Annotated in this window: 25 protein-coding genes and 7 tRNA genes; 6 read left to right on the forward strand and 26 right to left on the reverse strand. The window is 57.7% G+C overall.

Annotated elements, in window-relative coordinates:
- The 5 genes from spoIIAA to OS242_RS03885 form a co-directional block, all read right to left on the reverse strand.
- The gene (spoIIAA, locus tag OS242_RS03865) at positions 1 to 351 is read right to left on the reverse strand and encodes an anti-sigma F factor antagonist (protein WP_267150323.1); all 351 of its coding nucleotides are present in this window, start codon (positions 349 to 351) and stop codon (positions 1 to 3) included.
- A 12-nt stretch (positions 352 to 363) separates the two neighbouring features.
- Positions 364 to 504, reverse strand: a complete 141-nt coding sequence (locus OS242_RS03870) for a hypothetical protein (protein ID WP_267150324.1) — start codon at positions 502 to 504, stop codon at positions 364 to 366.
- Between the two features lie 13 nt (positions 505 to 517).
- Entirely contained in the window at positions 518 to 1,861 is a 1,344-nt protein-coding gene (locus tag OS242_RS03875) for an FAD-dependent oxidoreductase (RefSeq protein WP_267150325.1), read from the reverse strand.
- Positions 1,862 to 1,917: 56 nt separating this feature from the next.
- Positions 1,918 to 2,457 (reverse strand): TlpA family protein disulfide reductase, encoded by a 540-nt coding sequence (locus OS242_RS03880; protein WP_267150326.1) that lies wholly within the window; start codon positions 2,455 to 2,457, stop codon positions 1,918 to 1,920.
- A 103-nt stretch (positions 2,458 to 2,560) separates the two neighbouring features.
- On the reverse strand, positions 2,561 to 3,589 hold the full coding sequence (locus OS242_RS03885; RefSeq protein WP_267150327.1) for a cell wall-binding repeat-containing protein: 1,029 nt from the start codon (positions 3,587 to 3,589) through the stop codon (positions 2,561 to 2,563).
- 254 nt (positions 3,590 to 3,843) lie between these two features.
- On the opposite strand from OS242_RS03885, the gene OS242_RS03890 reads away from it, so the two are divergent.
- Positions 3,844 to 5,136 carry a helix-turn-helix domain-containing protein gene (locus tag OS242_RS03890; RefSeq protein ID WP_267150328.1) on the forward strand — a complete coding sequence of 431 codons (1,293 nt, stop codon included), beginning with the start codon at positions 3,844 to 3,846 and terminating at the stop codon, positions 5,134 to 5,136.
- Between the two features lie 55 nt (positions 5,137 to 5,191).
- Here the strand turns inward: OS242_RS03890 and OS242_RS03895 are convergent, their stop codons facing one another.
- From OS242_RS03895 to OS242_RS03945, 11 genes are all read right to left on the reverse strand, one after another.
- Positions 5,192 to 6,016, reverse strand: a complete 825-nt coding sequence (locus OS242_RS03895) for an endonuclease/exonuclease/phosphatase family protein (protein ID WP_267150329.1) — start codon at positions 6,014 to 6,016, stop codon at positions 5,192 to 5,194.
- 147 nt (positions 6,017 to 6,163) lie between these two features.
- A tRNA-Gly gene (locus OS242_RS03900) sits at positions 6,164 to 6,238 on the reverse strand.
- Between the two features lie 53 nt (positions 6,239 to 6,291).
- Positions 6,292 to 6,367 (reverse strand) — tRNA-Thr (locus OS242_RS03905).
- 1 nt (position 6,368) lies between these two features.
- Positions 6,369 to 6,444, reverse strand: a tRNA-Asn gene (locus tag OS242_RS03910).
- A gap of 5 nt (positions 6,445 to 6,449) precedes the next feature.
- Positions 6,450 to 6,525 (reverse strand) — tRNA-Ala (locus OS242_RS03915).
- Between the two features lie 7 nt (positions 6,526 to 6,532).
- A tRNA-Tyr gene (locus OS242_RS03920) sits at positions 6,533 to 6,616 on the reverse strand.
- A 21-nt stretch (positions 6,617 to 6,637) separates the two neighbouring features.
- A tRNA-Met gene (locus OS242_RS03925) sits at positions 6,638 to 6,714 on the reverse strand.
- Between the two features lie 4 nt (positions 6,715 to 6,718).
- Positions 6,719 to 6,810 (reverse strand) — tRNA-Ser (locus tag OS242_RS03930).
- 389 nt (positions 6,811 to 7,199) lie between these two features.
- Entirely contained in the window at positions 7,200 to 7,403 is a 204-nt protein-coding gene (gene copZ / locus OS242_RS03935; protein WP_267150330.1) for a copper chaperone CopZ, read from the reverse strand.
- Between the two features lie 14 nt (positions 7,404 to 7,417).
- A complete protein-coding gene (locus OS242_RS03940; RefSeq protein ID WP_267150331.1) occupies positions 7,418 to 9,592 on the reverse strand; it encodes a heavy metal translocating P-type ATPase in 2,175 nt (724 codons plus the stop codon).
- Between the two features lie 18 nt (positions 9,593 to 9,610).
- Entirely contained in the window at positions 9,611 to 9,925 is a 315-nt protein-coding gene (locus tag OS242_RS03945; protein ID WP_267150332.1) for a metal-sensitive transcriptional regulator, read from the reverse strand.
- A 182-nt stretch (positions 9,926 to 10,107) separates the two neighbouring features.
- Here OS242_RS03945 and OS242_RS03950 point away from each other — a divergent pair, with 182 nt between their 5' ends.
- Positions 10,108 to 11,313 carry a hypothetical protein gene (locus OS242_RS03950; RefSeq protein WP_267150333.1) on the forward strand — a complete coding sequence of 402 codons (1,206 nt, stop codon included), beginning with the start codon at positions 10,108 to 10,110 and terminating at the stop codon, positions 11,311 to 11,313.
- A 60-nt stretch (positions 11,314 to 11,373) separates the two neighbouring features.
- On the opposite strand, the gene OS242_RS03955 is transcribed toward OS242_RS03950, so the two are convergent.
- The 6 genes from OS242_RS03955 to OS242_RS03980 all read right to left on the reverse strand — a co-directional run bounded on the left by OS242_RS03955 (position 11,374) and on the right by OS242_RS03980 (position 17,150).
- Positions 11,374 to 12,798, reverse strand: coding sequence for a S8 family serine peptidase (locus OS242_RS03955; protein ID WP_267150334.1), 1,425 nt, complete (start codon positions 12,796 to 12,798; stop codon positions 11,374 to 11,376).
- 165 nt (positions 12,799 to 12,963) lie between these two features.
- On the reverse strand, positions 12,964 to 14,604 hold the full coding sequence (locus OS242_RS03960; RefSeq protein WP_267150335.1) for a b(o/a)3-type cytochrome-c oxidase subunit 1: 1,641 nt from the start codon (positions 14,602 to 14,604) through the stop codon (positions 12,964 to 12,966).
- A gap of 16 nt (positions 14,605 to 14,620) precedes the next feature.
- The gene (locus tag OS242_RS03965) at positions 14,621 to 15,088 is read right to left on the reverse strand and encodes a cytochrome c oxidase subunit II (protein ID WP_267150336.1); all 468 of its coding nucleotides are present in this window, start codon (positions 15,086 to 15,088) and stop codon (positions 14,621 to 14,623) included.
- Between the two features lie 21 nt (positions 15,089 to 15,109).
- Entirely contained in the window at positions 15,110 to 15,277 is a 168-nt protein-coding gene (locus tag OS242_RS03970; RefSeq protein ID WP_267150337.1) for a cytochrome c oxidase subunit 2A, read from the reverse strand.
- 164 nt (positions 15,278 to 15,441) lie between these two features.
- Positions 15,442 to 16,098 carry a response regulator transcription factor gene (locus OS242_RS03975; RefSeq protein ID WP_323372896.1) on the reverse strand — a complete coding sequence of 219 codons (657 nt, stop codon included), beginning with the start codon at positions 16,096 to 16,098 and terminating at the stop codon, positions 15,442 to 15,444.
- On the reverse strand, positions 16,098 to 17,150 hold the full coding sequence (locus OS242_RS03980) for a PAS domain-containing sensor histidine kinase (RefSeq protein ID WP_267150338.1): 1,053 nt from the start codon (positions 17,148 to 17,150) through the stop codon (positions 16,098 to 16,100). The genes OS242_RS03975 and OS242_RS03980 overlap by 1 nt, the downstream gene beginning before the upstream one ends.
- Positions 17,151 to 17,278: 128 nt before the next feature.
- Between OS242_RS03980 and OS242_RS03985 the strand changes: the two genes are divergently transcribed.
- Entirely contained in the window at positions 17,279 to 18,046 is a 768-nt protein-coding gene (locus OS242_RS03985; protein ID WP_267150339.1) for a DUF4931 domain-containing protein, read from the forward strand.
- A 53-nt stretch (positions 18,047 to 18,099) separates the two neighbouring features.
- Here the strand turns inward: OS242_RS03985 and OS242_RS03990 are convergent, their stop codons facing one another.
- Positions 18,100 to 19,563: an amidase gene (locus tag OS242_RS03990; protein ID WP_407702071.1), complete on the reverse strand. Its 1,464-nt coding sequence runs from the start codon at positions 19,561 to 19,563 to the stop codon at positions 18,100 to 18,102.
- A 142-nt stretch (positions 19,564 to 19,705) separates the two neighbouring features.
- On the opposite strand from OS242_RS03990, the gene OS242_RS03995 reads away from it, so the two are divergent.
- On the forward strand, positions 19,706 to 21,079 hold the full coding sequence (locus OS242_RS03995; protein ID WP_267150341.1) for an aldehyde dehydrogenase: 1,374 nt from the start codon (positions 19,706 to 19,708) through the stop codon (positions 21,077 to 21,079).
- Positions 21,080 to 21,425: 346 nt separating this feature from the next.
- Here the strand turns inward: OS242_RS03995 and OS242_RS04000 are convergent, their stop codons facing one another.
- The gene (locus OS242_RS04000) at positions 21,426 to 21,800 is read right to left on the reverse strand and encodes a PH domain-containing protein (RefSeq protein ID WP_267150342.1); all 375 of its coding nucleotides are present in this window, start codon (positions 21,798 to 21,800) and stop codon (positions 21,426 to 21,428) included.
- A gap of 182 nt (positions 21,801 to 21,982) precedes the next feature.
- On the opposite strand from OS242_RS04000, the gene OS242_RS04005 reads away from it, so the two are divergent.
- Together OS242_RS04005 and OS242_RS04010 are read left to right on the forward strand one after the other, a co-directional pair.
- On the forward strand, positions 21,983 to 23,002 hold the full coding sequence (locus OS242_RS04005) for an NADP-dependent oxidoreductase (protein ID WP_267150343.1): 1,020 nt from the start codon (positions 21,983 to 21,985) through the stop codon (positions 23,000 to 23,002).
- Positions 23,003 to 23,107: 105 nt separating this feature from the next.
- Positions 23,108 to 23,899 (forward strand): GNAT family N-acetyltransferase, encoded by a 792-nt coding sequence (locus OS242_RS04010; RefSeq protein WP_267150344.1) that lies wholly within the window; start codon positions 23,108 to 23,110, stop codon positions 23,897 to 23,899.
- Between the two features lie 125 nt (positions 23,900 to 24,024).
- On the opposite strand, the gene OS242_RS04015 is transcribed toward OS242_RS04010, so the two are convergent.
- Positions 24,025 to 25,230: a D-alanyl-D-alanine carboxypeptidase family protein gene (locus OS242_RS04015; protein ID WP_407702079.1), complete on the reverse strand. Its 1,206-nt coding sequence runs from the start codon at positions 25,228 to 25,230 to the stop codon at positions 24,025 to 24,027.
- A gap of 124 nt (positions 25,231 to 25,354) precedes the next feature.
- Positions 25,355 to 25,549, reverse strand: coding sequence for a DUF1540 domain-containing protein (locus tag OS242_RS04020; protein ID WP_267150346.1), 195 nt, complete (start codon positions 25,547 to 25,549; stop codon positions 25,355 to 25,357).
- Positions 25,550 to 25,552 lie beyond the last annotated feature (3 nt).

The raw sequence follows: 25,552 nt of genomic DNA on the forward strand, positions 1-25,552 counted from the left end.
TTACGCCACCCCCGTCTCGGCCAACGCAACAGATTCGTTCGGGTAAATGCGGACGATCTTCAGCAGACCGGACATCTCGAACAGTTTCATCAGTTGGTCATTGACAGCGCACAGCGTCATTCGCCCGCCTGCCCCCGTCACCCGTTTGTAACGGCCCAAGATCATGCCGAGACCGGAAGAATCCATAAAGTGCAGCCCTTCCATATTCATCACCAGATTATGGGTCAATCCGCGGTCGAGCTCTCCCTCCACCGTGGTTCGCACTTGCTCTGCCGTGTGGTGATCCAGCTCCCCTTCGAGCCGCACGATCAGCGTATCGCCTCGCACTTCTGTGCTGACAGTCAAACTCATCTGACTCCCTCCCTAGAGGTAAAAATTCTCTGCTTGGCTACCCATTTCTACTGCTGGCAAAACGATTCCTTCCCCCTCGACAAAACCTCTATGCAGTCGAGGAATGTTGTCATTTTTCGCAACAAAACACGCAAAGAGAAGCCGATCTGCCATCGGCCCCTCCTCTCTATTTGAATCGTCTCGCCGCCTGTTGCAGCGGGTCCCAGACCGCGTTGAACGGCGGCGCGTAGGACAGGTCGAGATCGAGCAGTTCCTCGCCCGTCATCCCCTGCCACAGCGCCGTGGCCAGCACGTCGATCCGCTTGTCGACCCCGGACGGGCCGACCGCCTGACCGCCGAGCAGAACGCCGTCCGACTTGCGCAGCACGAGTTTGACCGTCAGCGATTTGGCATCCGGGTAGTATCCGGCGTGATCGAGCGTTTTGATCGTCACCGTCTCCACCTCGATCCCCTCTTTGAGGGCCTCCCCTTCGGACAAACCCGTGCGCCCGACCTGCAGATCGAATACCTTGAGGATCGCCGTGCCGAGCACCCCTTGAAACACGCCGCCAAGACCCGCCATCTGCTTGCCCGCGATCCGTCCCATCTTGTTGGCATGCGTGCCGAGCGGGATGTAGTCGAGACGTTTTTTCAAGCGATGGTATTGCAACGCGACATCGCCCGCCGCATAGATCCCCGGCAGGTTGGTCTCCATCCGTTTGTTGACCTCGATGCCGCCTTGCAGACCGAGTGTGATCCCGGCCTGTTTGGCGATCCCGCTGTTTGGCAGGATGCCGACCGCGATCAGGACGAGATCGGCCGGATACGAGCCCGACCGGGTCTCGACCGACGTCACGCGGCCGTTTGCACCGGACAGACCGGTCACCTCGACCCCGTACGTCACCGTCACGCCGTTTCGTTCCAACTCCGCCGAGACGAGACCTGCCAGTTCCAGATCCCAAGGACCTGCCACTTGCTCCCCCCGGTTCAGCACGCGCACCTCTTTGCCCAGCGCGTGAAACGCCTCCGCCATCTCAAGGCCGATGTAGCCTCCGCCGACGACGACCACGCGCCGGACATCCGGCTCTTTTGCAAAAGCGATGATCCGCTCTGCATCCGGGATCGTCTTCAGCGCATAGACCCCGCCGAGATCGGTGCCGTCCCAGTCCTTTGGCACCACCGCAGAGCCGCCGGTGGCGATCAACAGCTTGTCAAACGGCACGTCCGACTCGCTCTCTGCTTGCAGGTCTCGCACGTGCACCGTCCGGGCGGACGGGTCGATGCCGGTCGCTTCCTGATACGTGCGGGCATCCAGGTTGTACTTGTCCCGAAATGTCTCCAAGCGCCGTGCGATCAGCATGTCAGGCGACGGGATCCAGCCGCCGACCAGATAGGGCAGTCCGCATTGCGCGTATGAATAAGTGCCGCCTTTTTCGATGACCGTCACCGACGCATCCGGGTGAGCCCGCCGGATCTGCATCGCGGCGCTCATCCCGGCCGCATCGCCGCCGATGATCACATACCGTTCCAAGGTGTTGCCCCCTCTCCGGTTCCTACGAATTACCAGTATAACCGGAAGAGATCCTTTTATAACAGCTTTTGCAAAAGTTGATCCAATTGTTTTTCAGAGACAGGACCTTGAATGCGGGCGGCCACTTGCCCGTTTTTGTCGATCACCACCGTCGTCGGAATGACAAAAATGTCATAGAGGTCGGCCGCCTGTCCTTTGTCGTCCTGCACGTTCGGATAGGCCACCTTATATTTCTCTAAAAAGGAAGCGGCCACCGGCACGGAATCGCGCTCCGTCAGATTGACGCCCAAAAAAGCCGCCTTTCCCTGCCAATGATCGGCCGCCCGGGCCAGTTCCGGCATCTCCTCCCGACACGGCCCGCACCAAGACGCCCAGAAATTCACCACCACCGGCTTGCCTTTGAACTGGCTGACCGATTGCTGCTTGCCTTGAAAATCTGTCAACGCAAAATCAGGAGCCGTCGCCCCTTGACGTGAGGACACCTGTGGACCTGCCTCCGCGCTTTTGACCAAAGCTCCGGAGCCAAGCATCAGTCCCGCCGCCAACAGCACGCCGCCTCCTGCACCCATCCATCGCATGACTTTGCTTTTGATCATCTGGACACATCCTCTCCTCTGACTCGTTTGCTAAAGAGGATGCCCAACTTGTCTTCGCCTACGCCGCACGGACGAGTTTCTTCCATCTATTACAGCATCTTCCTCAGTCTGCTCTCGTCAGCGCCTGATGCATCCGCATCTGCACCGGATAGGAGATCACATCGAGCGAGCCGACCAAAAATCCGTGCGTCTGCGGAAACCCGCCGATCTCAAGGCGCGGTCGCAACCGATTCAAAAAGTCTTCCGTCTGCCCGGGCAGCGATTCCCGCTTGGTCAGCAGCAGCGGCGTCTGTTTGCCGACAGACGACAGCGCCGCAGCTGCCACGCCAAACGGCCAGTTTTCCGTCGGCACCAGCGTCACCGCCGCTCCGCTCCGTTCGCGACGGCCCCAGCCGACTCCCGACTTGCTGTGGCGAAACTTGGCAAACGCGCCGGCCACCTCATAGGGATCGCCGCCGCCGATCCAGCCCTCGACCTTGGATCCGAGCAACCGCACATCGCTGGTCAGCGTGCGGGGCAGATACGCTTCCGGGCAGATGACAAACACCCGTGAGCGCGGATGGCGGCGCAGATAGGCGGTGGCCGACGGCGACAGACCCCGCTCGGTGGCGAACAGGATCGGGCTGCCCTTGTGCGCCGCATAGCCGCCCGCCACCACACCGCCAGCCAACGGATGGGCCGAGACGAGAAGGACATCTCGCGGATCGACGCCGACGTCCAACTCCGCGATCCGGTCGACCGTGTCCCACAGGTCATGGCCGATCAGATGCCAAGACGTAAATCCCAGTTCATCGATGTCGTGCAGGATCTGAGCATGCACCGCTCCGACGACGATCACCTGACCTGGCAGACCGTTGCCGCCCGGTGAGAGGCGCACCAGTTCCCGCTTGACCTCCTCTTCCAACGCCTGTGATTCGGTGTAGAGCAGCGGAGCGTGAAACGGGTGCAACAGCCGGGTCGCCGCCAGCGACTCCGGAAAATAATCAGGCCTCGCCAGCACCACCGCGTTTGGCCTTGCCGCCGGGTACACCGTCTGGGAGACACCGATCGCGGCGGAGACGGCATCCCACCCGTTGATGCGCGTCGTTGCGGTCGTCGACAGCTGATAGAGCGACGGATGTGGTCGTTCCATGCGTACAAGCCCCCTCTCTCGTGGTCACCCGCTTACAATTTTATAATTATGCAGTGTTTTTCCATGACTTTACTGGACAGTGAACGGAATCATCTGGTATATTGTTCAGGAAAAATGTATAACCTGTATAATATTTAAAACGTGATCACATTTCATGATATGATTGGTCTTCCTCTTTTCTTCAACCGAGCTCTGTAGTAAAATGAAGAGGCTGACTCAATTAAATCAGACTTTCGGGTGGGAGGGTAACCCCTATGACTACATCACTGGGACAGAAAATCAAGGAACTGCGCATTTTGAAGGGTCTCACTCAAAGCGACCTGGGCTCCGGCATGGTAACGCCCAGCATGATCTCTCAAATTGAAGCGGACAAAGCGAATCCGTCTCATAAATTGCTTTGCGCGATTGCGGAAAAACTGGAAGTTTCGGTTGACTACTTCTTGACCGACATGCAGACCAAGCTCGAGCAGACCAGCACCTACAAGCTGGCAAAGGCATTTATGGAATCCGGTGAGTACGACCGCGCCATTCAGCTCCTCGAAGAGCTGCTGGAAAATCCGGCACCGCACCTGCAGTTGACGAACATCTCGTTCGATCTGGCAAACTGCTACCTGCATGTCGAACAGTTCGAACGCGCGACGGAGCTTTTTGAAAGCGTGCTCGACAGCGCGATCCGGGGCGGCGAGCACAACACGGCCGTTCTGGCGCTGAACAAGCTCGGCGTGATCCAACTGCGCAAGGAAAACCTGCTGCTGGCTCAATTCCATTGGAAAAAAGCCTACCAGATCCTCGCGCGCGTCGAAGGCATCGACGTCTCGACCAAAGCGTTCGTCATCACCAACCTCGGCATGGTCAACCTCAAGCTCGGCGATTATAAAGAAGCGCTGACCTACTACACCGAGTCCTACCAGCTCCTGCAAGGCACCAACTACCTCAAGTTGATCGGCGAGACCTACAACGGCCTCGGCCACGCCAACAAAGAGATGAAAAACTACAAGAAAGCGATCGAGCACACGCAAGACGCCATCGCGATCTTCAAATCGCTCAACTATGTCAAAGCCTCTTTTGAATGCAAGGTCAACCTCGCGATCATCAAAGGCGAAGAAGGCAAGACCGAAGAAGCGCTCAACCTGCTGGAAGAGTGCATGGAAGGCTTCACCAAGCACGGCGCATCGCTTGACCTCGCGAACGTGCACACCGAGATGGGCCGCCTGTTGCTCAAAGAAGGCCGTTTCGAAGACGCGCTGAACCACGCCAACGAAGCGCTGAACCTGATGGAAGGCGATCTGCGTGAACGCGCCTACGTCTTCCGCACCATCGCCAAGATCAAACTGGCGCAAGAAGAGTTCGAGACCGCGCTGGAATTTGCGGAAAAGTCGATTGAACTGTTCAAAAAGCACGACATGATCGGTCAGCTGACCAAGTCCTACGCGCTGGTCGGCGAGATCCACAAAGGCCGCGGCGACTTCTTGGCAGCGACCGAATCGCTGCAAAAGATGCAAAACGTCGTCGAGACCAATCTCCGCGAAAAGATCATGGTGATGTAAAAAATCAAACCCCCTGTTCTCTATATGAGAAGCAGGGGGTTTTTATGTCTGATCCTTACAGATCTTGTTGAAGATCGGGCTTCCATCTCAGTTCGGCCACCAGCGGCAGATGGTCGGAAGCGGTGCTTTCGACAGTGAACACCTTGCGCACGTCCCAGTCGGCTGTGGCGAGAATGTGGTCGATCTGTCCGAGCCCCTGGAACGTCTCGAGCGGCTGGTCGGTGACCGAGGCCAACCGCTGGAACCACGGAGCCATCTCCGGCGCCTGAGCAGGCGCGTTGAAGTCGCCGAGCAGGAGCGTCGGGCCTTGCAGGTTGGCGAGACGTTCGTCGATCAAAAGGACGTCTCGCTTCCGTTCGTCCGTTTGCAGGCCGAGGTGGGTCACCAACACGTTTGTCTCTTTGCCGGCGACATCGACTTTGGCGAGCAGCACGACACGGTTCTCATGCTTGCTCGGCAGTTCGATGCGCTCCACCGACAGGATCGGGTAGCGGGAGAGCAGCGCGTTGCCAAACTCGAACGGGCCGACTTTCAGTCCGTGTTCAAATCGATAGTTCATGCCGAGTGCGGTGGCAATCTCTTTGGCTTGATCGGTAAAATGCGTGCGCGGCCCGTTCTTTTCCACCTCTTGCAGACCGATCAGATCGGCGTCCGTCTCGCGAAGGGTCTCGATAGTACCTGCGAGATTCAGTTTGTTTTGCATGTCCTTGCCGATGTGTATGTTATACGTGGCCACCCGCAACAGGTGCGTCGGCCGCTTCTCCACTTTATTTGTGACCATCAACGCGGTTTCTCCGTGGGCTTTTGGCATCAACAACCAAATGGCTGCCACCGCCGCCATCGCCAGCACGCCCGCTGCAAATAACCCCTTGTTCCCCATCCCCGGCACATCCCCTCAATTGCCTCTTTCTACTATTCATTCTAAAGGATTCGCAGACTGTTTCGCAAATACAATTATTTGAAATTATCAGATATATAAACACGAAGAAAAACGCCCCCAAGAGATCTCGGAGACGCTTTGTGTGTTTGGAGCGGAAGACGGGATTCGAACCCGCGACCCTCGCCTTGGCAAGGCGATGCTCTACCCCTGAGCCACTTCCGCAGCGCACGGATGCGCAAGTGTCGGCGTTGTCTCGCCTGGGCGCATCCGCTAGTTGGTGCCTTTTACCGGAATCGAACCGATGACCTCATCCTTACCATGGATGCGCTCTACCTACTGAGCTAAAAAGGCGTGGCTCCTCGAACAGGATTCGAACCTGTGACCATCCGATTAACAGTCGGGCGCTCTACCAGCTGAGCTATCGAGGAATACATGGTGGAGATAAGCGGATTCGAACCGCTGACCCCCTGCTTGCAAGGCAGGTGCTCTACCAACTGAGCTATACCCCCATGTACATGGTGGAGAGAGAAGGATTCGAACCTTCGAAGCTTTCGCAACGGATTTACAGTCCGCCCCAGTTGGCCGCTTTGGTATCTCTCCATATAAAAATTGTAAAGAAAGTGGTAGCGGCGGAGGGACTTGAACCCCCGACCCTTCGGGTATGAACCGAATGCTCTAGCCAACTGAGCTACACCGCCACGATGGCGGAGAGAAGGGGATTCGAACCCCTGAGACGGTTTCCCGCCTACACGATTTCCAATCGTGCTCCTTCGACCAAGCTCGGACATCTCTCCATGATGCAATCTGTCGTGCGTTTCGTTTCTTTCGTGTGTCGCGCCGTGGCGACGAAACTAAATATACCACGCGATCAGCATCTGCTCAACGGCAGTATTTCGCCAAATTCCAACGAAATCAGACACGTTGTAAATCACGGTTCACCTATCTTGTCCGCACTACGTTTTTCGCATGCAGACAAAAAGGAAAAACGATGTCCTGATCCGGCAGACCTCCCGCCTTCCCATCAGCAACCACAGCGAACTGTCACCCTGTCGACACGCAAAAGCCGATGTTCGAATCCGGCAGACCCTCCCGCCTTCCCATCAGCAACCACAGCGAACTGTCACCCTGTCGACACGCAAAAGCGGCTCTGCTAGTCGATCAGCAGAGCCGCTTTTCCTGTGCTTTACGCGACATCGTAGCCTGCGTCTTCGATGGCGTCTTTGACTTTTTGCAGGTCGACTTTGGCGGTGTCGTACGTCACATCGACGGTGCCCGCTTCCAGGTTGACGGTGACGTCGGACGCACCGACTTCTTTGACTGCCGATTCGATGGCCGCTTTGCAGTGACCGCAGGACATGCCTTGTACGTTGAGAGTGGTTTTTTCCATGATGAGATGCCTCCTTAGATTTTGACTCGCTTCAATCGCAGCGCGTTCAACACGACCGACACCGAAGAGAACGCCATCGCCGCACCGGCGATCCACGGAGCCAGCAGTCCAAACGCGGCCAACGGAATGCCGAGCACGTTGTAGGCCAACGCCCAGAACAGATTTTGCCGGATGTTGCGGATCGTCGCCCGCGACAGTTTGATCGCCCGGACCACGCCGTCGAGTTCGCCGCCCAAGAGCGTCACCCCGGCCGTCTCCAGCGCCACATCCGAGCCGCCGCCGACCGCGATGCCGACGTCTGCCGTCGCCAGGGCGGGCGCGTCGTTGATCCCGTCGCCGACCATCGCCACGATTCTCCCTTCCGACTTAAACTGCTTCACCGCGTTCGCTTTGTCCTCGGGCAACACTTCCGCCCGCACATCGTCGATCCCGACACGCGCCGCAATCGCCCGTGCCGTGCGCTCGTTGTCGCCGGTGATCATCACCGTGCGGATGCCCATCGCTTGCAGTTCGGCGATCACGCCTTTCGACGCTTCCTTCACCGTGTCGGCCACCGCGACGATCCCGGAGACCACGCCGCCCACCGCCACGATCATCGCCGTTTTGCCTTCGTTTTCCAACTGTTCCATCTGTGCTTCGATAGCTCCCGCGTCGATTCCTGCTTCCGCCATCAGACGGCGCGTGCCGATCAGCAGCTCCTGACGCTCGACCGTCGCCCGCACACCGCGGCCGGTGATCGCTTCAAACTCGGTCGGTTCCGTCAACACGCGCTGCTCCCGGCCGGCCGCCACAATCGCCGATGCCAGCGGATGTTCCGAATGTTTCTCAGCAGACGCCGTCAGATGCAGCAGTTCCCCCTCCGACGCGACCGCACCGCCTTCCACGAGAATCACATCGGTCACAGACGGCTGCCCTTTCGTGATCGTCCCCGTCTTGTCAAACAGGATCACATTGACCTTTTGTAAGGTTTCCAGATGTTCGCCGCCTTTAAACAGAATGCCGTTTTCCGCGCCTTTGCCCGTGCCGACCATGATCGAGGTCGGCGTGGCCAGACCGAGTGCGCACGGGCACGCGATGACCAGCACAGCGGTCGCATTCATCAGCGCCGTCGTCAGATCGCCCACCACCAGATACGTCACCAGGAACGTCAGCAGCGCGATCCCGACCACGATCGGCACAAAGATCCCCGAGATCACATCGGCCATCCGCTGAATCGGCGCTTTCGTGCCTTGCGCCTCTTCCACCACGCGGATGATCTGCGCGAGCATCGTCGATTTGCCGACCTTTTCCGCCTGAAAGCGCAGCGCGCCGTTTTTGTTGAGGGTCGCGCCGTATACCGGGTCGCCCGCCTTTTTCGACACCGGGATCGACTCGCCGGTCAGCATCGACTCATCCACGCTCGACAGCCCATCCACGACGGTACCGTCCACGGGTATCTTCTCGCCCGGTCTGACGAGCACCACATCACCTATGACCACTTCTTCAATCGGCACGTCAACCTCCACCCCGTCGCGCACCACACGAGCTGTCTTCGCCTGCAGCCCAACCAGCTTTTTGATCGCATCGGACGTGCGGCTCTTTGCCATCTGTTCGAACGTCTTGCCGAGCAGAATCAGCGTGATGATGATCGCGCTGGTCTCAAAGTACACGTGATGCCCGCCCTGCAGCACCACCCACAGCGAGTAGAAATACGCGGCCGACGTACCGAGTGCGACGAGCACGTCCATATTGGCGCTCTTGTTCCGCAGGGCTTTGTAAGCCCCCGTGTAAAATCCGGCACCGGCGATGAATTGAATCGGGGTCACCAGCGCGAGTTGCACCCACGGATTCATCAGCACGTCCGGCAAAAACGTCAACCCCACCATCTTCAACATCGCCAGAACGAACGGCACCGTCAACACCGCCGAAAACACCAGCATCGCCTGTTGCCGATCCCATTTCTTCTCCCCGGCCTCGTTTGCCGGTGCCTCCTCCACGTATTCCGTCGCTCCGTAGCCGAGCTTGTGCACGCGTTCGATCAGATCGTCCATGCCGACCTTGTCAGCTTCAAAGTTCACCGTCGCCCGCTCCATCGTCAGGTTGACGTTGGCTTCGACGACGCCGTCCATTTTGTTCAGCACTTTTTCAATGCGGTTCGAGCAAGCGGCACATGTCATGCCGGTCACCTGCAACGTGACTTTTTCGCTCATCGCAAACACCTCCCGATCTCACTTCGTAAAGATTCGAATGACGTCCATCAATTCTTGAATGTGCTCTTCGCCGCCATCCGACTGCACCGCCCGCGACACGCACCCTTTCGTGTGCGCCTCCAGCAGTTTCAGCCCGATCCGGTGCGACCCTGACTTGATCGCTGCCAACTGCACCAAAATGTCCACACAGTAGCGGTCCTCGTCGATCATCTTTTGCACGCCCCGGATCTGCCCTTCGATCTTGCGCAGGTCGCGGATCAATGCCGTTTTATCTCGCTCAGAGAAATGCTCCGGTTGGTGACAGCTCTCGTTGTGTGTTTCGTTGTTTTCCAATTACCATACCCCCCTTGGGTATAAATATATGCCGTTCCTTGCCAATTGTCAACACAAAATATGATACCCCCTATGGGTACCTTTCATCCATCGTCCGCTCCAGCCGTGTCGGAATTTCACCGACATACTTGATGGTCAGTGCCCGTATGTTACCGTACCTGCATCAAAAGGAGGAATGCGTGATGGCACAAAACCCGGCCAACGTTTTTGTCGATCCGGATTCAGCGTCTGTCAATGTCGCCTTTGGCTCCAACGCAGCCCTGCGAGAAAAGACATTGAGTCAAGGCACCGTCGGCCAATCCTTTGCGATTGATTACAAAGGAAAACTGACCGATCCCGCGATCTACGTGATCCAATGCAAGAACAAATCCACCGACACCGGCGCGGAAAAAGGCGACCTCGTGATCACCAAGCTCGACGCAGCCGGAAACCGGATCGGCACCGGCATGCACTTGGTGCACGACCACTACACCTCCATCTACCAAGCGAGCGCAGATCCCTTGCGCTATTACGAAGGAGTCAACAAAGACGACCGGTCCTGGGGATTCGGCCACGGCTCCCAGATCGCCATCGAGTACGCCCCGGACGGCACCTACCTGTGGTGCGACAACGTCTCCGAAGTGCTCGACAAAACCAAGACACCCAAAGACAACTTGTATGATGTAGCCGGAGACGACCTCGCCCGTTTCCAATACCGCGACGGCACCTTCCATGCTTGGGAAGTGGACGGTTACGGCTGGACGATGAAACATGAAGTGCTGGCTTCCGTTCCCGGTGTGGATGCCGACCGTTGCACCAACTTCTCCATCTCTTTTGACAACCACTACAAACGGGCAGCCGTCCGCTACAAAGACAACTTGCTGGGCGGCCAATATCGTGTTTCCATCTTCAGTTACACGTACAACGCGGACAACATCCCCGTCTTCCAACACCTGAACACGTTCGATGCTGCCGCCGTGCCTTGGTATTCGGTCGTCAACGGAACGCCGTCCAAGACATTGAAAGACCTGCCTGCACAAGGATTCACCCTCTTCGGCAATTTCATCTACTTCAATTTTGGTTCCGCCTACAATCACGATGAACACTACAGCCCGCAGTCGTACTCAGAAGGCGACACCTACCCGGACGACAAGCCGATCACAAACGTCGGCAACCACCACGTCGTCCAATACAACTGGTCGACCGGAACCAAGGTCGACTACAACATCTCCGAAGCCGGTCGAACGCTCTCCTACCGCGAACCGGAAGGCATGCAGATGATCCCGACCACCGACGCCAACGGCAACGTCATCAAACTCCAGCTCTGCTTTGGCTATGCCAGCGGCACCACGGGTGACCGAAAATGGTCGCTCTACGCCAAAGAGCGCACCGGCATCCCGACGACCTGATCACGATCTGACCATAAAAAAGAGCCTCGGAGATCTCCGAGGCTCTTTTGCATGTAGTTCTTATTGGCCGGACAGCGCGTTGAAGATGTTCGCTTCGCCTGCGCCGAACAGTTGGTCTTGGCCCACTTTGCCGAGATCGACAGAAGTCTGACGGATCGCCGCCGCGACTTGTGCCGGGGAGTACTCCGGGTGAGCCGCTTTGATGACCGCTGCGACGCCTGCCACTTTCGGCGATGCCATCGACGTGCCGTGCAACAGCGCATAGCCGCGCAGGTTGGACGTCACGTTCGGCGCGAGGTAGGTCGGCCAGGTCGACAGCGTTCGGTACAGGAAGTCACGCTTGTTGAGGTAGTTGCCTTTCGGATCTTGACGGTACAAGGAGTCATAGAGCGGACCGTTGTCGCCGCCCGGTGCCGCCACGTCAATCGGGTTGCCGTAGTTGGAGTAGAACGCGAGCGAATCGCTGGACCACTTGTTGGTCGATGACACGGTGATCACGCCCGGGATCTGAGCCGGCACGACGCGGGACGGGCCCTGGATGTCGAGGCCATAGGTGTCTTTCCAGTACGCCTGCATGTCGTGCAGGTTGCCCAGTTCACGCGAGTCGTTGCCTGCTGCGACGACGACCGTCACGCCTTTGTTGATCGCGTATTGGATCGCGCGGTTGTAGGCGACCATCGCTGCGGAGTTACCCTTCTCGCCGTAGTTGTGCGCCATCCATCTCCAGCCGCCCAGCGACATGTTGATGACTTCCACGCCGTCGTTTGCTGCCGCTACAATCGCGTCCGTGATCCAGGATTGCTGCGCACCGCCGCTTGCACCGAATACGCGGTACGCGCGGACTTTCAGGTTCGGACCGATGCCCATCACCTTGCCGTTTGCCGCGATGGAGCCGGCAACGTGCGTGCCGTGACCGTTGAAGTCCCAAGCGTCGGTCGTGCCCGGCACGAACGTCTTGGAACCGGCGAGGTCCGCGTTGGCCCGGAGGTCCGGATGGTTGAAGTCGAGACCGGTATCGATGACGCCGACGACCGTCTCGTGGTTGCCTTTATGGAGATCGAAGGATTTGAAGTCGTTGGTGACGCGCTTCACATCCCATTGATAGTCATAGTAGTTTTGGGTCGGGTCTTCCCAGTTCGGTTGCGGAATGGAAGTGATCGGCTTGCCGTCTGCCGGGTTCGGGTCGTTTTCGAGGAAGATTTCCAATTCTTCTTCAGCTGCCGACACGTTCGTATTGGCACGGATGGCCGTCAGGAACGAGCCATTTGCGGAAGTGGCTTCGACGATCCCGACTTCCGGAATTGCACGGGTGACCACGCCGCCCGCTGCCAAGATCTGCTCTTGATAGTCAGCCGGGAGATCGCCTTTGAATGCCAGCAGATAATTTTTCTCTGTGCTCTCTTCCGCTTGCACCCCTTGCACGCCGGCCAGCAACGTAGCCGCCAGCGCTGCGGACATCGTCAGTGCCACAAACCCTTTTTTCATTTCTCATTCCCCCAATTTCAATCAGAATAACTGCTCATAGATAAATAGTAATATGTGGAAGACAGGTTCCGCCATAGGTAAAAAGTACTATTTTATCAGAAAATTTAGTTTACGTATTGCATAGAAAAACCCGTTCACCACCTACAGGCGAACGGGTCAAAGGGACTACCAGGTTTTCACACCGGGCGATCCCGGCGGGGCATTTTGAATCACATCGTAGATCGGGTACCCGTACGCGATCAGGATCAGGCACAGGGAGATGGTCACCCAGACCGGCCAGCGTTCCAGCAGGCGCGGGGTCGACGAGATCGTTTCATTCTCGGCGATCGGATACTCAGTCACGCCTTTTTTCGCAAACAGCCAGAGGTACAGCACGATGCCGACCATGAGAGCGGCCGCGATGAAGAGGAACACACCGCCGATTGCCATCAATTTTTGATACGAGATCCATTTCAGAGCCTGCACGTGGTCCAGATAGGTGGTGAAGGCGGTTCGGCGCGGCACGCCGAGCAGACCCATGAAGTGCATCGAGCCGGACATGATCAGCATGCCGATCGCCCAGGTCAGCGTCTGAATGATGCCGAGCGCATTGATTCGCTTGCTCATCTCACGACCGGTCAGCGTCGGGATCAGCCAGTAGGTGATGCCAAAGAAAGTCAGAGTGACAGACGTGCCGACGGTGAGATGGAAGTGACCGGTGACCCAGATCGTGTTGTGGACGACTTGGTTCATCTGGTTGGACGCGTTGATGATGCCGCCGATGCCAGCCGGGATGAAGAACAGCATGCCCAGCATCGGAGCAAAGAAGCGGACGTCTTTCCACGGCAGTTTCGCAAACCAGCCGAACAGCCCTTTCGCGCCCATCGCACGACCGCGATTTTCAAACACGGCGAACATCGAGAAAGCGGTCATCAGCGATGGCAGCACGACCGCCAGAGTCAGGACGACGTGGACGTATTTCCAAGCCGAAGAGATACCCGGGTCCATCAGCTGATGGTGGAACCCGACCGGGATCGAGAACAGGATCAAGAGCACAAACGCGAGGCGAGCCAGCGAGTCGGAGAACACTTTGCCGCCGATGATCTTCGGCAGCACCGCATACCAAGCCACATACGCAGGCATCAACCAGAAGTACACGAGCGGATGACCGAAGAACCAAAACAGCATCCGGGAGAGCACGACGTTGATCTTGTCCGTCCAGCCAAACGACCACGGAATCAGTTGCAGCACCACTTCCGCCGCGACACCAAGGGTTGCGATCAGCCACAGCACCATCGTGGAGATCGCCATGAAAGCGAACAAGGGAGACAGTTTGCCTTCGTTGTTTTTCCGCCAGTGACGGTAGGAGTGGATCATGCCAAATCCGGCGACCCAGGAACCGATGATCAAGAGCGCCGCCCCGATGTAGAACCACGGGGTCGCTTTCATCGGTGCATAGAAGGTGTAGAGCACGGCAGCCTCACCGGTGAGGATCGTCGCCGTCCCCATCGCGGTGCCAAAGAACATCATCGCCCAGCCGATCCAGCCGAGCTTGGTCCCCGTCGGGGTCAGACCGCCCATGGTCTTCGCCATCCCGGAGAAGAGGAAACCGATGATAAAGAAAGTTGTAAAGACAAGTCCCATCAACACGCCGTGCGCAGTCAAAATATCATAGTAGGTGATAAATTCCGGCAGCTCGATCATGCCGCCGCGGACCAGACCTTGCAACAGGCCGGCCAGTGCCGCCACCCCGAAGGCGAGGTACGCGACCAGCACGTACGCGAGGCTCAGATCGGCCGCGCGGTGTTCAATTCCACGATGTATCATCTCTCGCTCACATCCTTTATTTCACGACGATGTTGGACATCATCATGTGGTGGGCGACCCCGCAGTACTCGTTGCACAGGATCAGAAATTCTCCAGCCTGATCAAACGTATGTGTGACAGAATTCACATGGCCGGGCAAAACCATCATGTTGACGTTCGTGCCAGGGATGGAAAAGCCGTGCGCCACGTCTTTGCTGGTGACATTAAAATGGACTTTCGCGCCTTTCGGGATCTCGATTTGCGCCGGACCGTAGCCGAACACAAACGCCGTCATGTTCAGGTCGTACTCGTTGTCGCCGATCTGGACGAGACCCGGTTTGTCAAACGGAGCGGTCTGATCCACTTTGGTCGGATCGACATACGCCATGTGGCTCGGCGGATGCGAGCCCATCGCGAACGCGTTGACGCCGAGGACCACCAGGAAAGCGATCAAGGCGAGGCCGCCGAGGCTCAGCCAGATTTTTTCGTATTTATGAAGATGCATGTCAAACTCCCCTCTCTTCCGTTACCCGCGGCTCAGATAGAGCCAGAATGCTGCGGCCCATGAACCGACGATCAAGGCTCCCAAGATCAAGACCGACACGAACGTGCCGCGCAGCGAGCTCTCCTCTTCGGGCGGGTGCGGTTTCGTTTTTGGGGCTGTCTCTTGTTTGGACAACGCCTCTCTTGCCATGATGCGTGCCTCCTATTGTGTGTGGATTTCTTGCTTTCAGTATAAAATGGCACTCGGTTGGGAAACATCGGGGGTTTCCCTGATTCGGGTCGGGGAACTCCCTGAACCGATGCAAAAAGCGGAAAAAAGCACAAAAAAAGACGAGTTCCCCATCGGAACCCGCCTCACTCAAAATCGAGCAGCCCTTTTTTCATCGCATACCGCACCAACTCCGGCCGCGTTTTCATCTGCAATTTCTCCATGATCTTCGCCTTGTGCGTCTCCACCGTCTTGACCGAGACGACGAGCTGTTCGGCGATCTCCTTGTTGGCGTACCCTTTGGCGATCAGCGTGAGGATCTCCTGCTCCCGGTCGGTCAGCACCGAGTAGCGGTCGGCATCCTCGCCTTTTTGCACCCGCTGGAGAAACTCCTGAATCAGTGACTTGGTCGCCGACGGATGCAGATAGGCCGAGCCGCCCGCCACCTGCCGGATCGCTGCGATCAGGTCTTGGTCCGGTGCGCTTTTCAAGATAAAGCCGGACGCCCCCGCCTGCAGAACGCGAAACAGATACTCCTCATCGTCGTGCATCGTCAGCACCAGCACCTCGATCTCCGGTGCCGCTTCTTTCAGCCGCGACGTCGCCGACAGTCCGTTCTCCCCCGGCGGCATGCTCAGATCCATCAGCACGAGATCCGGCCGCAACGCCAGCGCCTTCTCCACCGCTTCCCGGCCGTCGGCCGCCGTGCCGACCACCTCCAGGTCCGCATGAGAGCCGATCAGCATCGACAGCCCCGAGCGGACGATCGCATGATCGTCCGCGATCAACAGTTTGATCGCCATCAGACGCTCGCCTCCTCTTCCTGCACCGGCACCGTCACCCGGACGGTCGTGCCTTTGCCCGGCACGGAGATCAGATCCACTTTGCCGCCGATCAGATCGGCCCGCTCCCGCATGCCGAACAGTCCGAGCCCCGTGCCTTGCACGCGGATATTTTCCGGGTCAAATCCCACGCCCCGATCTTCCACGATCAACTCCAACAGATCGCCGGTGTCGTGCAGCCGGACGATCACCTCTTCGGTCTGTGCGTACTTTGCCACGTTGATCATCGCTTCCTGATAGATGCGATACACCGCCGTCTCCACCTCGCTCCGGTAGCGGCGGCCCTTGCCCTGCACCTCCACCTGCGCTCGGATGCCAAACGTATGTTGATACCCTTTCGCGTAGGAGCGGACGGCCGGGACCAGCCCGAGATCGTCCAGAGCGGACGGTCGCAGTTGGACCGACATGTTTTTGACTTCATCCAGCGTTTTCGCTGTCAGCTTTTGCACCTCGTCGAGGTGTTCGCGCATCGCCGGATCGAGGTCGAGCTGATTGACCACCTTCAGTCCGACCATGATCGAAAACAGCGCCTGCCCGATGCCGTCGTGCAGGTCGCGGGAGATCCGCTTGCGCTCCGCTTCCTGCGCTTCGATCACGTTGCGGGTCAACTGGCGCTGGTGCCGTTCACGCTGGGCCCGCTGCTGCTCGCTCATGTCGCGCAGGATCAGCACCAGCGCGCCGTGTCCGATCTCGGGCAGCCGCGTCGATGAGGCGACCACAGGGATCTCCTTCCCGTCGCGGGTGCGCACCTGCATCTCAAACGACGACACCGACGATTTTTTCGAGAAGCACTCCACACAGGTCGACTCTTCCGAACAGGTCGCCACTCCCCGGCAGATGTCGCACAACTCGCCATGCCCGATCACCTCGGCCGCCGACCAACCGGTCATCTTTTCAAACGCCGCGTTCGCGCCCGTGACGGTCCCGTCCTTGTCGACGACGAGGATCGCATCGCTCACATTTTCAAACAGCGACCGCAAAAACGTCGACTCCTCCAGCAATCGCAAGACCATGCCGTCCACTCCCTTCCTCTGTTGCTTCCATCATACCGGGAAAGAGCAGGTCTAGCAATTCGTTCCAGCTCCCGGTATGATATTGTCATAAATATTGTCAAAAATAGGCGACGAGACAGGTGATCCCCATGACGAACACCCATTTGCACTTCGATTCCCACCTCAGCAAACAAAAACCGAACAGCATTATCCAACGCGACACCTCCTGCCCCTTTTGCGACCGGGAGCAGTTGGATGAGATCCTCGCCGAGCAGGGACCGATCCTGCTGGTCAAAAACAAATTTCCCACATTAAAAGACACGTTGCAGACCGTGTTGATCGAGACCGATACGTGCGAGTCCGAGTTTGCCACCTACGAGCGCGAGCACCTGCACGCGCTGATCCGCTTTGGCGTCGAGGAGTGGCTGCGCATGTCGGAGAGCGGCGCGTACACGTCGGTGATCTTCTATAAAAATCACGGCCCTTACTCCGGCGGCTCGATCCACCACCCGCACATGCAAATCGTCGGGCTCAAGGACGTCGACTACCGCGATCATATGCGACCTGACCATTTTGTCGGCCACACCATCGCAAAGACGCCGGGTGTCACGTTCAACGTCTCCACCCTGCCGCGCATTGGCTTTTTCGAATTCAACGTCCTGTTGCATGACTTCTCCCGGCTCGACCGGATGGCCGACTACATCCAAGTCGCCGCCCACTACACCCTGCACCATTTCCACAAATCGTGCAACTCGTACAACCTGTTCTTCTATCAACTGGAGAACGGCGAGATCGCCTGCAAAATCGTCCCCCGCTTCGTGACCACGCCGATCTTTGTCGGGTTTTCCATCCCGCAGGTATCGGACCGCATCGCAGACGTGGCAGCGCAGATTCAGGAGATCTATTTTGCAAAATAAGAAGAAGAGAGCCTCGTCCGATATCGTCGTGACGCAGGCTCTCTTTCATTTTTTTACATCTTCGGCGGCACGCGATGCTGCGTCCGCTGTTCAAACGCGTACGCCAGCGCGATCAACTCGCCCTCGCTGTACGCCAGCCCCGAGAACGAGATCCCAACCGGACCTTTTTCCACCGATGCCCCCGCCGGGACGTTGATCGACGGATAGCCCGCCTTGGCCGGGATGTGCGATCCCCAGCTCGCCGGGAAAACCCACGCGTCGAGGCGGTGCTCCGCCATCATCGGATCGATGCCCGCCGTGCGCGAGAGATAGAGGTCCTTCTCGCGGGAATTGATATACGCAGGCTCTGTCAACGTGCCGCTCGTCTCTTCCGATGCAAGCAACAGCGTCTGACCGTATTTGAGCAGGCTGTCCGGATGCGCCATATTGTACGCGATCAACTCGCGCAAGGAATGCACCGGCACCTGCGGGCCGCAGTTGGCGAGATAGGCGTTGAGATCGACTTTGTATTCGTATTTCAACACATCGTGGTCCCAGTCCGCATTTGCAGACGGCAGCTCGACGTCGAACACCTCGGCCCCCGCATCGCGCATCGCCTCGAACGCCGCTTCCATCAGCTCTTGATGCTCCGCGTCGATCTTTTTGAAAAACTCCCGCACCACACCGATCCGCTTGCCTTTCAACGCGTCTGCGTCGAGGAACTGCGTGTAATCGGCCGCCGCCTGCCCGACGCTGGTCCGCGTGATCGGGTCGAGCTCGTCCGCCCCCGCCAGCGCATTCAGCAAAATCGCCGCATCCGCCACCGTGCGTGCCATCGGCCCCGGCGTGTCTTGGCTGTGCGCGATCGGGATGACGCCGCGACGGGAGATCAGCCCGACCGTCGGTTTGATCCCGACGCACGCGTTGGCGCTGGCCGGATAGAGGATCGATCCGGCCGTCTCCGTGCCGACCGTCACCGTGGCAAAATTGGCCGCGACCGCCGCACCGGAACCGGACGACGAGCCGCCGACGAGATAATCGCCGCGATACGGATTTTTCGTCTGTCCGCCTCGCGACGAATAGCCGGACGGCATCCGGTTCGTCATATAGTTTGCCCACTCGGTCATGTTCAATTTGCCGAGCAGGATCGCCCCCGCCTCCCGCAGTTTGCGTGCCAGAACCGCGTCTTCCTTCGCCGTATGATCGGCCAGCGCGAGAGATCCTGCGGAGGTGTGCATCTTGTCGCCGGTGTCGATGTTGTCCTTGAGCAGCACCGGAATCCCGTGCATCGGCCCGCGCGTGCCTTTCGTCCGCCGCTCATGATCGAGCGCTTCGGCGATCTGCAGTGCGTCCGGGTTGAGTTCCAGCACCGAGTTGATCTTTGGCCCCCGCTTGTCGTACGTCGCAATGCGCTCCAGATACATCAAGACGAGATCGCGGGCGGTCAAGGTGCCTGCTTCCATCTTAGCTTGCAATTGATCGATCGTCGCTTCGACGAGCCACGTGTCGCTCCATGATTTTAAGGTTTTATTTTTCACAGTTAGTTCCTCCATGCCTTCTTTTTGACAGGTGCGTGTCCGTTTATTCTATAGCATTTTCGTCTCGAATGGGCGATGTCTTCTCCGGAGAACCTATGGAGCAGAGATTCTGCATCCGTAGGTTCATAAGGAGGTAGCCAGGGTGACGGAGAACATCCAAGACCTGTTGCGTCGGCAGAGAGATTTTTTTGCAAGCGGGACTCCTTACTCCGTGCCCTTTCGCAAGCGGCAGTTGCAGATCTTGGCGGATGCGGTCATGCAGCATGAAACGGACGTGACAGAAGCGTTGCGTGAAGATTTTGCCAAGCCGCCCTTTGAGACGTTTCTCACGGAGATCGGCTTTTTGATGGCAGAGATCAGACATACGATCAAACACGTGGACCGATGGGCCTCGCCGCGAAACGTGCCGGGCACGCTGACCCTGTTGGGTGCCAAGGGCACGATCATGCCGGAACCGCTCGGCTTGACGCTGATCCTCGCCCCTTGGAACTATCCCTTTCAGCTGGCGTTGGCCCCGTTGATCGGCGCGATCTCCGCCGGAAATTGCGCCGTGCTCAAACCTTCGGAACTGACACCGCACACGTCTGCCGTGATCGCCCGCATTTGCCAAGAGGCGTTCCCGGAGGAGTATATCGCCGTCGTGGAAGGCGGCGTGGAAGTCAGCACCTCCCTGCTCGCCGAACCGTTCGATCTGATCTTCTTCACAGGCAGCACGCAGGTGGGAAAGATCGTGGCAGAGGCGGCGGCCAAACATCTGACGCCCGTCGTCTTGGAACTCGGCGGCAAAAGTCCGGCTGTCGTCCACAGCGATGCAAAACTGGAGCTCGCAGCCAAACGCATCGTCTGGGGCAAATATCTGAACGCGGGTCAGACCTGCGTGGCACCCGATTATCTGCTGGTGCAACGCGGCGTGAAGGATCGGTTGCTGCACGAGTTGAAGCGGCAGATCGAAGCGCTCTACGGGGATGTGATCGCAGACAGCCGTCACTACCCGTCGCTCATCAACGACCGGCATTTCGGGCGACTCTCCTCCTATTTGACCGACGGGACGATCTGCCACGGCGGCCGCACCGACCCGGCTCGGCGTCTGATCGAACCGACTCTGCTCACCGGCACGGGATGGGACGCGCCCGTCATGCAAGAAGAGATCTTTGGCCCGATCCTCCCCGTATTGGAATACGACGACTTGGAAGAAGTGATCCGGCAAGTCAACGCCCGTGAAAAACCGCTCGCCCTGTACCTCTTCACGGAGAGTCGCGACGTGCAACATCGTGTGTTCGAGCGGATCTCCTTTGGCGGCGGCTGCATCAATGACACGGTCATGCACCTGTCTTCGCCGTACCTCCCGTTCGGCGGTGTCGGACCGAGCGGCACCGGAGCCTATCATGGGAAATACAGTTTTGACGCCTTTTCCCATCAAAAAGGCGTGCTCAAACAGACCACCCTCTTCGACCTGAACACCCGCTACGGCAAAGGCGAAGAAGCCCTGAAACGCCTGAAACGACTGTTTCGATAAATGTACCAACAGATTATCCTTGCTTATAAAGCCAATCCGTTATATAATAATGCCTATCCTACCGCGGCAACATCCGAAGCTAGACGGATGCTCTGCTCATTGAGATGAGACATTGAGACATCGATTCACAACAGGCATGGTCACTGGAGCCATATGGTCGCACGAGAGGTAGGGCTTGCGACGTTTCGAAGGACATATACAGCGACTGTCTAGTTTCACCACTTTCCAGCAAATAAACCCAAAGCCAAGGGCCGACGCCCTTGGCTTTTTTGCGCGTTCGATCATGTCCTCCTGATAAAAAAGAACGGCACAGCGGCCGTTCTCCGTCATCGCTTTTTCGATCCGCCTACCCCAGAACGTACTCCGCCAACACGCTCTGCAGTTCGTAGATGTTCAAGCTCTTATTGAAAGTCTTCTCCAACATTGCACCGCCGGAGATCCAGATCTTCAGCTCCGCCTCGTAATCAAACGTGCCGGCCGTCTCGATGGAAAAATGCGTGATGCTTTTATACGGGATCGAGTGCAGTTCCATCTTTTTCCCGGTGATGCCTTGCTTGTCGACGAGGATCAGGCGTTTGTTCGTGAAAATGAACAGATCGCGCACCAGTTTGTACGCTTTTTCCACCGTCTCCGTCGAGGACAGGATATGTCCGAACTCCTTCTGCACGTCGCCCAGATTGAGCTCCGAAGCGTTGCCCATCAATCCGTCAAGAAACCCCATTTGTACGTCCCCCTCTGTTGTCGAGATCAGACCGAATCACCCTAATTATACAAGTTTTTACATCCATTCTCAATCCTGCTTGTCCGACGAGACCCGCCGTTTACACATTGCACTTTCACTCCGTCTCCTGTACTCTGAAATCATATTACATATCCTGACAACCATTAAAGGAGCGAAATCCCATGACGAAAATCAATCGCCAATATTTCCTCACCGAATTCCCGAAAGGCATGCCGACTGAGGAGACCTTCCGCCTTGTTGAGACCACGACACCGGAGTTGGAAGAAGGTCAAGTGCTCGTCCGCACCGTCTACCTCTCCGTCGACCCGTATATGCGCGGCCGGATGAGCGGTGTCAAGACTTACATCGACCCGTTTACGCTGGATCGCCCGCTGACCGGCGGTGTCGTCGGCCAGGTGGAAGCATCGAAAGACGCCAACTTTGAGGTCGGCGAGATCGTCGCCGGCCTGCTCGACTGGGCGGACTACACCGTCGCCAGTGGCAAGCACCTGAAAAAAGTCCCGGCCTTCCTCAAACCGGTCTCCGCCGCACTCGGCGTCGCCGGCATGCCGGGCTGCACCGCGTACTTCGGCTTGCTCGACATCGGCCAGCCGAAAGAAGGCGAGACGGTCGTCGTCTCCGGCGCAGCAGGCGCTGTCGGCACCGTCGTCGGCCAGATCGCCAAGATCAAAGGCTGCCGTGTCGTCGGCATCGCAGGCGGCCCGGACAAAGTCGCCTACCTGCGCGACGAACTCGGCTTCGATGAAGTCATCGACTACAAAGCGGGCGACCTGCGCGAGGCGCTCCAAGCCGCCTGCCCGAACGGCGTCGACATCTACTTTGACAACGTCGGCGGCACGATCTCCGACGAAGTGATGCGCCTGATCAACTTCCACGCCCGGATCATCCTCTGCGGCCAGATCGCCGACTACAACCTCGAAAAACCGGAACAAGGCCCGCGCCACTTCGGCCAACTGCTGGTGAAAAGCGCGATGGCAAAAGGCTTCATCGTCAGCAACTACAACGACCGCATGCTCGAAGGGATCACCCAAATCGGCCAATGGCTCGGCGAAGGCAAGCTGAAATTCCGCGAGACGATCACCGAAGGCCTGGAAAACACCCCGCAGGCGTTCCTCGGCCTCTTCCGCGGCGAAAACACCGGCAAAATGCTGGTGAAAGTGTCTGACGTGCAAGGTCAATAACGATAACATAAAAACGAAAACAGCTGCCCCTTTCACAGGAGGTAGCTGTTTTTTCGTGCAATTGTTATAATATGGGATAAACTTCGAAAGTGAGACTCCCGCTATATGTACCCACCAACAATCCAACAACTCCTCACATCCGCCATCGCCAACCGCAACCGCTACTCTCTCACCCTCGGCACCCACACCGCCCATGACGGCGACGACCTTAAGTGGGTCTACACCGGCACCCCGGTGCTCAACACCATCTTTGCCCCGCAGCTCGCGGCCGACAGAGCCGAAGCCACCGTTAAAGATGCCATCGACCAGTTCCGTCAACGCGGCGTGACACCCGCTATCATCTTAAGCCCCCTCTCGCAACCAACCGACCTTGGCGACCGCTTGCAAAAATGGGGCTATGTAAAAGCTTTCGACTTCCAAGGCATGTACCTCGACCTCTCACAACTGAATGCCTCCACCATGCCGCCGACCGGCTTCGAACTCCGCGAGATCACCACCCCCGCCGCCCTCGCCCTCTGGGCCGACACCTGCTGCAAAGGCTTCGAAATCCCGGCCGACCTGCACGAAGTATTCGACCGGATCATGATCCAATCGGCTACCCTCGACCCCGAGAACGCCCCCTACCGCCACTACCTCGGCTTCTCCGAGAGCAAGCCCGTCTCCACCATCTGCACCATCCCCTCCGACGGCGTCCTCGGCGTGTATTGGGTCGCCACCACCCCCGAAGCTCGTCGAAAGGGCATCGCAGCAGCCACGATGACAGCCGTCCTAGAACAAGCCCGCGAGGAAGGCCACACCCACGCCACCCTCCAATCCACCGACATCGGGCACAATTTCTACAAACACCTCGGCTTCCAAGACCTCTATCTGGAATCCGTGTACGAGTGGCGACCCTAACAAAAAGGCAGGGGTCTCCCCCTGTCCTTGATCCTCTTTACCCGGCGTTTTCTTCCTTCCAAATGATTCATGATCATAGCAAGAGGAGATAGCCCAATAGCTATCTCCTCTGTCCCAAAAATCTATCACTCCCCAAACGTCATCCACTTCTCCACGGTCCGCTTGAACAACTCCCACATATTCGCTTCCCCTACGTCCACGCCCGCGACCAGATCCACTTTGGCGACTTCCTTCTCGCCTTGCTTCACGGTCACTTGGCCGATGACTTGGCCCTTCTTGACCGGGGCTTTGATGTCTTCTTTCAGGGCGACGAGCTTTTGGTACGCCTCTTTCTTCTCGCCCTTCTTCATCAGGATGCCGACGGTGTCGTTTGCCACCAGCGGCAGTTCCGCGATCTTGCCTTTGTCGATCTTCACTTTCTCGACGACTTCGCCTTGTTTGTACAGGACTTCCGATTTGTAGTTGGCAAATCCGTAGTCCATCATCTGCGAGATTTCGGCGTTACGAGTCGGCGAGGTCGGTTCGCCCATAACCACAGCCACCAGACGGAATCCGTTGCGCTCTGCGGTAGCGGACAGGCAGTATTTCGCTTCTGCCGTGTAGCCGGTTTTCAGGCCGTCCATGCCGTTGTAGAACTTGACCAGTTTGTTGGTGTTGACGAGCCAGAACGGTTTCGCGCTGCTTTTGCGAAGGTGGTCTTCGTAGACAGCAGTATATTTCGTCACACCCTCATGCTTGAGCAGTTCGCGGGACATGATGGCGAGATCGTGCGCCGACGTATAGTGGTTGTCCGTCGGCAGGCCGTTCACATTGTTGAAATGCGTATCCGCGCAGCCGAGCTCTTGGGCGCGTTTGTTCATCATCGCGACGAACTCCTGCTCCGAGCCCGCGATATGCTCCGCGACAGCCACCGCTGCGTCGTTGGCGGAGGCGACGGCGATGCCTTTGAACATCTCGTCCAAGGTCATCTCCTCCCCCGGCTCCAGGAAGATCTGGGAGCCGCCCATCGAGGCTGCGTATTCGCTGGTGCGGATCTTGTCTTCGAACTTCACTTTACCGTCCTTGACAGCGTCCATGATCAGGAGCATGGTCATGACTTTGGTCACCGAGGCGGGCGGCAGTTTTTCGTGGCTGTTTTTCTCAAATAAAACGGTGCCGGTCGCCGCATCCAGCAGGATCGCGGAGCCGGCTTCTTTGGCGAGGGCGGCTGGTTGGGCTTGCGGAGCGTCCGGTTTTTTCGCGTCTTTTTCCGCGAGTGCCGGGGCGGATGGCCCAAAAATAAGAGCGGTGGCGCAGACGACTGCGGCCGTATTGAAGAACGATTTTTTCAACAAGGACATAGGAAACCCTCCTGAAAGTTGATCACGCTTGTGCTAGTACCTGTAGGATGCTTCCAGTCGAGGTTTTTTATTACAAGACAAAAAAGAAAAACCCCTCCGGCCGGAGGGGATGTTCTTAGTGCTGCGCGTCATGACGCTCGCGGTACTCTTCTTTGCTGAGTCCGGAAGCGGCGCGATAATGATCTTTATAATCAAAGGTCCCACACATGGTTCCTTTGTTGGTGCCGACGACATCGTTCCCGTTCGACGTGACTTCGATCTCGTCCGCTTTGCATGCTTTCTCCGCGTTATGAACGCACTCTTCCACCATGCA

The organism is Tumebacillus lacus (assembly GCF_026410385.1).
Classification (GTDB): domain Bacteria; phylum Bacillota; class Bacilli; order Tumebacillales; family Tumebacillaceae; genus Tumebacillus; species Tumebacillus lacus.